This is a genomic window from Microbacterium sp. PI-1, from assembly GCF_004337555.1.
Taxonomy (GTDB): Bacteria; Actinomycetota; Actinomycetes; order Actinomycetales; family Microbacteriaceae; genus Microbacterium; species Microbacterium aurugineum.
Window position 1 is genome coordinate 1 of sequence record NZ_SJYZ01000049.1, and the last position, 5,856, is coordinate 5,856.

The window sequence follows — 5,856 nt, forward strand, 5'->3', positions numbered from 1 at the left end:
CCGCCGCTGTCGAGGGCGCCCCGGTCACGATCGCGTCCGGCGCTGTGCTGCGCGGGCGCGGGGTGAGCCCCGGTCGGGTCGCGGCCCCCGTCGTGCACCTCGCGCCGGCCGTTGCTGAACCCGATGCGGACACCGTCATCGCGGTGGAGGAACGCGATGCCGAAGTGTCGGCGATCGAATGGGCGGCCGTGGCGGTGGCGGACCAGCTGCGGACGCGCACTGCCCAGGCCACGGGGGAGGCGCGGGCGATCCTCGATGCGTCGCGGCTGCTCGCCTCCGATCCCGAGCTGGTCTCCGAGGCGACCGCGCTGGTCCGTGCGAAGGGGCGCAGTGCCGCCCGTGCCGTGTGGGAGACCGGCCTGGCGCACGAGAAGGGCCTCACCGCACTGGGCGGTCGCATGGCGGAGCGCGCGGCGGACATCCGTGACGTGCGCGACAGGATCATCGCCGAGATCCTCCAAGTCGACATGCCGGGGGTGCCGGAGCGTGAGGAACCGTTCGTGCTCGTCGCGACCGACCTGTCGCCTGCCGACACGGCGACGCTCGGCGAGGGGCGGTGCGTCGGCCTCGTGACAGAGCAGGGAGGTCCGACCTCCCATACGGCGATCATCGCTCGCTCGCTCGGGCTTCCCGCGGTGGTCGGTGTGGCCGGCGCCGTCGGCATTCCTGTCGGGGCGACGCTTCTCGTCGACGGCGGCCGCGGCACGGTCGAGGTCGACCCGCCGGAGTCACGGGTCGCGGAAGCGGCGGCAGCGGCGACCGCGGTGGAGTTCGACGGGACCGGGCGTCTCGCAGACGGACACCGCGTGGCGCTGCTCGCGAACGTCGGAGGGGCCGCGGACGCCGTGAACGCGGCGGCAGCGCGCGCGGAGGGCGTGGGGCTGTTCCGGACGGAGTTCTGCTTCCTGGACAGGGCGGACGCCCCGTCGGTCGAGGAACAGACCGCCGCATACCGCGGCGTGCTCGCTGCCTTCCCCGGCCGCAAGGTGGTCGTTCGGACGCTGGATGCCGGAAGTGACAAGCCTCTCCCGTTCGCGAATGCGGATCACGAGGACAACCCGGCCCTGGGGGTCCGCGGTCTGAGGATCGCGCGTCGTCGTCCGCAGCTCCTCGACGATCAATTGCGGGCGCTCGCCTGGGCCGCAGAAGCGGAGTCGGCGCAGGTCGACGTGATGGCTCCGATGGTCGCGACGGTCGAAGAAGCGCGGGAGTTCGCCGAGCGGGCTCGTGCTGCGGGGATCGAACGCGCGGGCATCATGATCGAGACTCCCTCGGCCGCGTTGCTCGCCGCGGAGCTGTTCGAGGTGGTCGACTTCGTGAGTCTGGGAACGAACGACCTGGCCCAGTACACGTTCGCGGCCGACCGCCTCCTGAGTGATCTCGGCGACTTGAACGACCCGTGGCAGCCGGCCGTCCTGCGCCTGATCGGCATCGTCGGCGAGGCGGGGAGGGCGGCCGGGAAGTCCGTCGGAGTGTGCGGGGAAGCCGCGAGCGATCCCGCACTCGCCCCGGTTCTCGTGGGCCTGGGTGCGACCTCGCTGTCGATGACTCCGCGGTCGCTCGGCCGCGTCGCCGAGGCCCTCTCCGTGGTGAGCGAGGAGGACTGCCGCCGGGCTGCCGAAGCGGTGCTCGGCGCACGCACCGTCGACGAGGCGAGGGCGGTGGCGAGGACGGGGGAGGCCCACGCCGAGTTTCTCTGACCCCGGATTCATGCCCGGCGGGGAATGTTCACCGTCTCATTCCGATATCGACATCCTGGGCGCTCGTCGCCGGTCGGCAGCCTCGCCCTAGGCTCGTCGGAAACGGGGTGTCGGATCGGACGCCGAAGAGGAGTCGGAGGGACACATGTCGCAGAAGCTGTCGGTACGAAAGAGCGTGATCGGTGCTCTGGCGGTGGGTGTCCTGGTGGCGCTCGCCGGCTGCGCGCCCACTCCGCAATCGACGCCGGAGCCCAGCACCGCTCCGGTCGCTCCGACGCCCGATCCCTATGCGGGGCCGATCGCCTTCGTCGGAGACGAGCTGGACTGGTTCCTCCTGAGTGCCGACGAGATCGCGGCCATGCTCCCCGATGTCGGAGAGGTCAGCCCGGCGGTCTCCTCCCTGATCCAGGTCTCCGATGGAGGTGGCCCCGAGCCTGTTCCCGCGATCTGCAGCGCGCTCGCGGCCGAGACCTCGTTGGGGTCGATCGGTGCGCGCTCCGTCACCTGGACGACGGCGGAGGAGGGGAGTGACGGGTGGCTCCACGTGCTCCAGTTCGCCGACGAAGAGGCCGCGAAGGCCCGAATGGATCAGTATGTCGATGCGGCGGCGCAGTGCGTCGAATTCGAGTTCGGCGGACCGGCCACTTTCGCGTCTTCGACAGCAGAAGGCGACGGCGGCATCCGAGCCCTTGCCGGCTCGCTGATCATCACCTACTCGACCGGTGGTGGCCACAGCCTCTACAAGAGCTACGTCTCGGTCGGGAACGTGATCGTCGAGGTGTGGCAGCCGTTCACCGGCGAGCCGGCGTTCGACGCCGAGGCCGCCGCAGCGCTGCTGCGCGATCGCGCGGAGGAGGCTCGGCGGATGTTGATCGACGAGCTGACGGCGAACCCTCCTGCGCCCGTCGACACGCCCGCGGCAGCCGACCCGGCCGCGCCGTGGAGCGCCTGGCAGATCACTCCGGTGGGCGTCGGGCCGGTGCAGCTGGGCGTCGAGCTCGACGAGGCGATCGCGGCGGCGCCCGGAGCCCGCATCCAGGAACCCGAGTGGGAAGGGGGACCGACGCGACTGATCGCCGCGGATGATTCCGCGTCGCTGCTGCTCGAAACGCAGGAAGGCGGGACGTTGGTCTCGGCCCTCACCGTGGGGATCGCGAACACCGTCGGCGATCGGTCGGATGACGGAGCGGCGCTTCCGTCCGCAGACGGCGTGAAGGTCGGGGATCCCGTCTCCGTCGCCGTCGCCGCATTCCCGGAAGGCACGGACCTTCGTATCGTCTCCTCGGGGGAGTACTTCTACGAGTGGTCGACCCGAGAGGGTGTGACGCTGCGCTTCCGTCTCGACCGTGACTCGGTCGGCGACGACGGTGCCGTGATCACCGGGATCACGCTGGAGGATGCCACCCTGCGCAACGCGCTGATCTTCGGCTGACGCCTTCTCGCAGACCGATCTTCGCATCGGGCTTCATTACTAACCGATCGTTCAGTTAGTATGGGCCCGTCGGGGCACCGCTGCCGCGGCACCACGCGACGAGGAGGTCGACGATGACGGAAGCGATGACGCGCACCACGGATGCGGTGCGGGCGAACCGCGCGATGATGGAGCGCGATCAGGCCTCGGCCGCACTCGGACTCGTCGTCGAGCGCGACGACCCCGGTCACGCCGTGGTCTCGATGCGCGTGCGTGACGACATGACGAACGGGTTCCACATCACGCACGGGGGCTTCGTGTTCGCCTTGGCCGACACCGCGTTCGCGATCGCCTGCAACGAGGACGACAGGGTCACGGTCGCCGCGGGCGCCGATATCTCGTTCCTGAAGTCCACGGTCGCCGGGCAGACGCTGACCGCGACGGCCGTCCGCCGCACCCGCACCGGCCGCTCCGGCATCTATGACGTGACCGTGGTCGATGAGCTCGGCGACACGGTCGCGGAGTTCCGTGGCCGTTCGCGCACCACCACCCAGACCTTCTGACCCCCCGATCCGATGGAGTCTCCCGTGTCGATGACGACCGCCGCATCCACCCGCATCCACCCGCCCTCGGCCGACGAGCTCGACGCCGAAGAGCGCATGAGCCGAGCGGAGATCGAGCGGCTTCAGCTCACCCGCCTGCAGCAGACCGTGCGCCACGCCTACGCGAACGTGCCCCTGTACACGCGCAAGTTCGATGACGCCGGAGTACACCCCGACGACATCCGCACCCTCGCCGATGTCGAGCGGCTGCCGTTCACGACGAAGGACGATCTGCGCGAGACCTACCCGTTCGGCATGTTCGCCGTGCCGATGGAGGACGTCGCTCGCATCCACGCGTCCAGTGGCACCACGGGGCGTCCGACCGTCGTGGGCTACACCCGCGGCGATCTCGATCGCTGGGGATCGCTGGTCGCCCGGTCACTGCGCGCCAGCGGCATCCGCCGGGGGATGAAGGTGCACAACGCCTACGGCTACGGCCTCTTCACCGGTGGGCTCGGTGCGCACGCAGGAATCGAAGCGCTCGGAGCCACGGTCATCCCGATGTCCGGCGGCCAGACCGCGCGACAGGTGCAGCTCATCCGCGACTTCGAGCCGGACGCGATCCTCTGCACGCCGAGCTATCTCCTGACGATCGCGGACGCGATGGTCGCGCAGGGCATCGACCCGCGCTCGACCTCGCTCCGGGTCGCGGTGCTCGGAGCGGAGCCGTGGACGAACGAGATGCGGCAGGAGCTCGAACTGCGACTCGGCATCGACGCCCTCGACATCTACGGGCTCAGCGAGGTGATGGGACCGGGCGTGGGCAACGAGTGCCTGGAGACCAAGGACGGCCCGCACCTGTGGGAGGACCACTTCCTGCCGGAGGTCATCGACGCCGAGACCCGGGCCGCGCTCCCGGACGGCGAACTCGGCGAACTCGTGTTCACCTCCCTCACCAAGGAGGCTTTCCCGGTCATCCGCTACCGCACCCGCGATCTCACCCGGCTCCTGCCCGGGACCGCTCGGCCCGGCATGCGGCGCATGGAGAAGGTGACCGGGCGCAACGACGACATGATCATCCTGCGGGGCGTGAACCTCTTCCCGACGCAGATCGAGGAACTGGTGCTCGGCATCGAGCAGTTGACCCCCCACTTCATCCTGGAGCTCTCCAAGGAGGGCCGGATGGACACGATGACCGTGCGTATCGAGCGGCACCCCGACCTCTCGGTCGAGACCTGCACCAGCGCGGCGAAGGTGCTGGCGCAGCGGATCAAGGTGTTCGTCGGCTCCACGGTCGCCGTCCAGCTCGAGGAGCCGGGCACGCTGCCGCGGAGCGAAGGCAAGTACAAGCGCGTCTACGACCTGCGCTGACCCGCGGGAGCGGTGGCCGAGCACGCCTCGCGGCCACCGCTCCCGCCGCACGGCACGATCGGATGCGAGACTGTGCATGATGTCAGAGATGCAGAGCACACGACGCGGCCGCCCGGGATACGACCAGCAGGGCATCCTCGCGGTCGCGGTCGCCGCTTTCAACGAGCACGGTTATGACGCCACGTCGATCGGCATGCTCGCCGAGCGGCTCGGACTGTCGAAGTCCGCGATCTACCACCACTTCGGGTCCAAGGACCAGATCCTCGACCTCGCTCTCGATGCGGCGCTCAGCGGACTCGAGGCCGTGGTGGACGACCCGCTTCCCGCGTCGGCGGTCGAGGCCAGCGCCGTGGCACGACTCGAGCATGTGCTCCGCGGCGCCGTGCACGTCCTGATCGCGCAGCTGCCGGCGGTCACGCTGTTGCTCCGAGTGCGCGGCAACACCGAGGTGGAGCGTCGAGCGCTGACCCGTCGTCGCGCTTTCGATCGTCGGATCACGGCCTTGGTGTCCGAGGCGCAGGCTGAGGGCGCACTGCGCGCCGACATGGACGCCAGCGTCGTCGCCCGCCTGACCTTCGGCATGATCAACTCGATCGTCGAGTGGTACCGACCCGGGGGCAGAGAAGGCGCGGATCGGCTGGCGGACGACGTCGTGGCCATCGCGCTCGACGGACTGCGTCGTCGCTGACCCGCGCCGCTCCGCCATCCCGCCACCCCGTCCTGTCGTCGAGGCCCCGTCCTGTCGTCCACGCCCCGCTGGGGCGACGCGGACTCGAGGGGGCCTCGACGACGGAAGGGGGCGTCGACGACGGAAGGGGGCGTCGACGACGGA

The 5,856-nt window shown here is 70.1% G+C and carries 5 protein-coding genes; all 5 read left to right on the forward strand.

From position 1 onward, the window contains the following. A partial coding sequence (gene ptsP, locus E0W80_RS18860) for a phosphoenolpyruvate--protein phosphotransferase (RefSeq protein ID WP_205802392.1) occupies positions 1–1,700 on the forward strand: 1,700 nt, incomplete at its 5' end. Positions 1,701–1,845: 145 nt separating this feature from the next. After that, positions 1,846–3,132 carry a sensor domain-containing protein gene (locus tag E0W80_RS18865; RefSeq protein ID WP_131494529.1) on the forward strand — a complete coding sequence of 429 codons (1,287 nt, stop codon included), beginning with the start codon at positions 1,846–1,848 and terminating at the stop codon, positions 3,130–3,132. A gap of 113 nt (positions 3,133–3,245) precedes the next feature. Continuing rightward, positions 3,246–3,674, forward strand: coding sequence for a hydroxyphenylacetyl-CoA thioesterase PaaI (gene paaI / locus E0W80_RS18870; protein ID WP_131494530.1), 429 nt, complete (start codon positions 3,246–3,248; stop codon positions 3,672–3,674). A 30-nt stretch (positions 3,675–3,704) separates the two neighbouring features. Continuing rightward, on the forward strand, positions 3,705–5,024 hold the full coding sequence (paaK, locus tag E0W80_RS18875; protein ID WP_131494532.1) for a phenylacetate--CoA ligase PaaK: 1,320 nt from the start codon (positions 3,705–3,707) through the stop codon (positions 5,022–5,024). Between the two features lie 79 nt (positions 5,025–5,103). Further along, the gene (locus tag E0W80_RS18880; RefSeq protein ID WP_081997108.1) at positions 5,104–5,712 is read left to right on the forward strand and encodes a TetR/AcrR family transcriptional regulator; all 609 of its coding nucleotides are present in this window, start codon (positions 5,104–5,106) and stop codon (positions 5,710–5,712) included. The last annotated feature ends 144 nt before the right edge of the window (positions 5,713–5,856 follow it).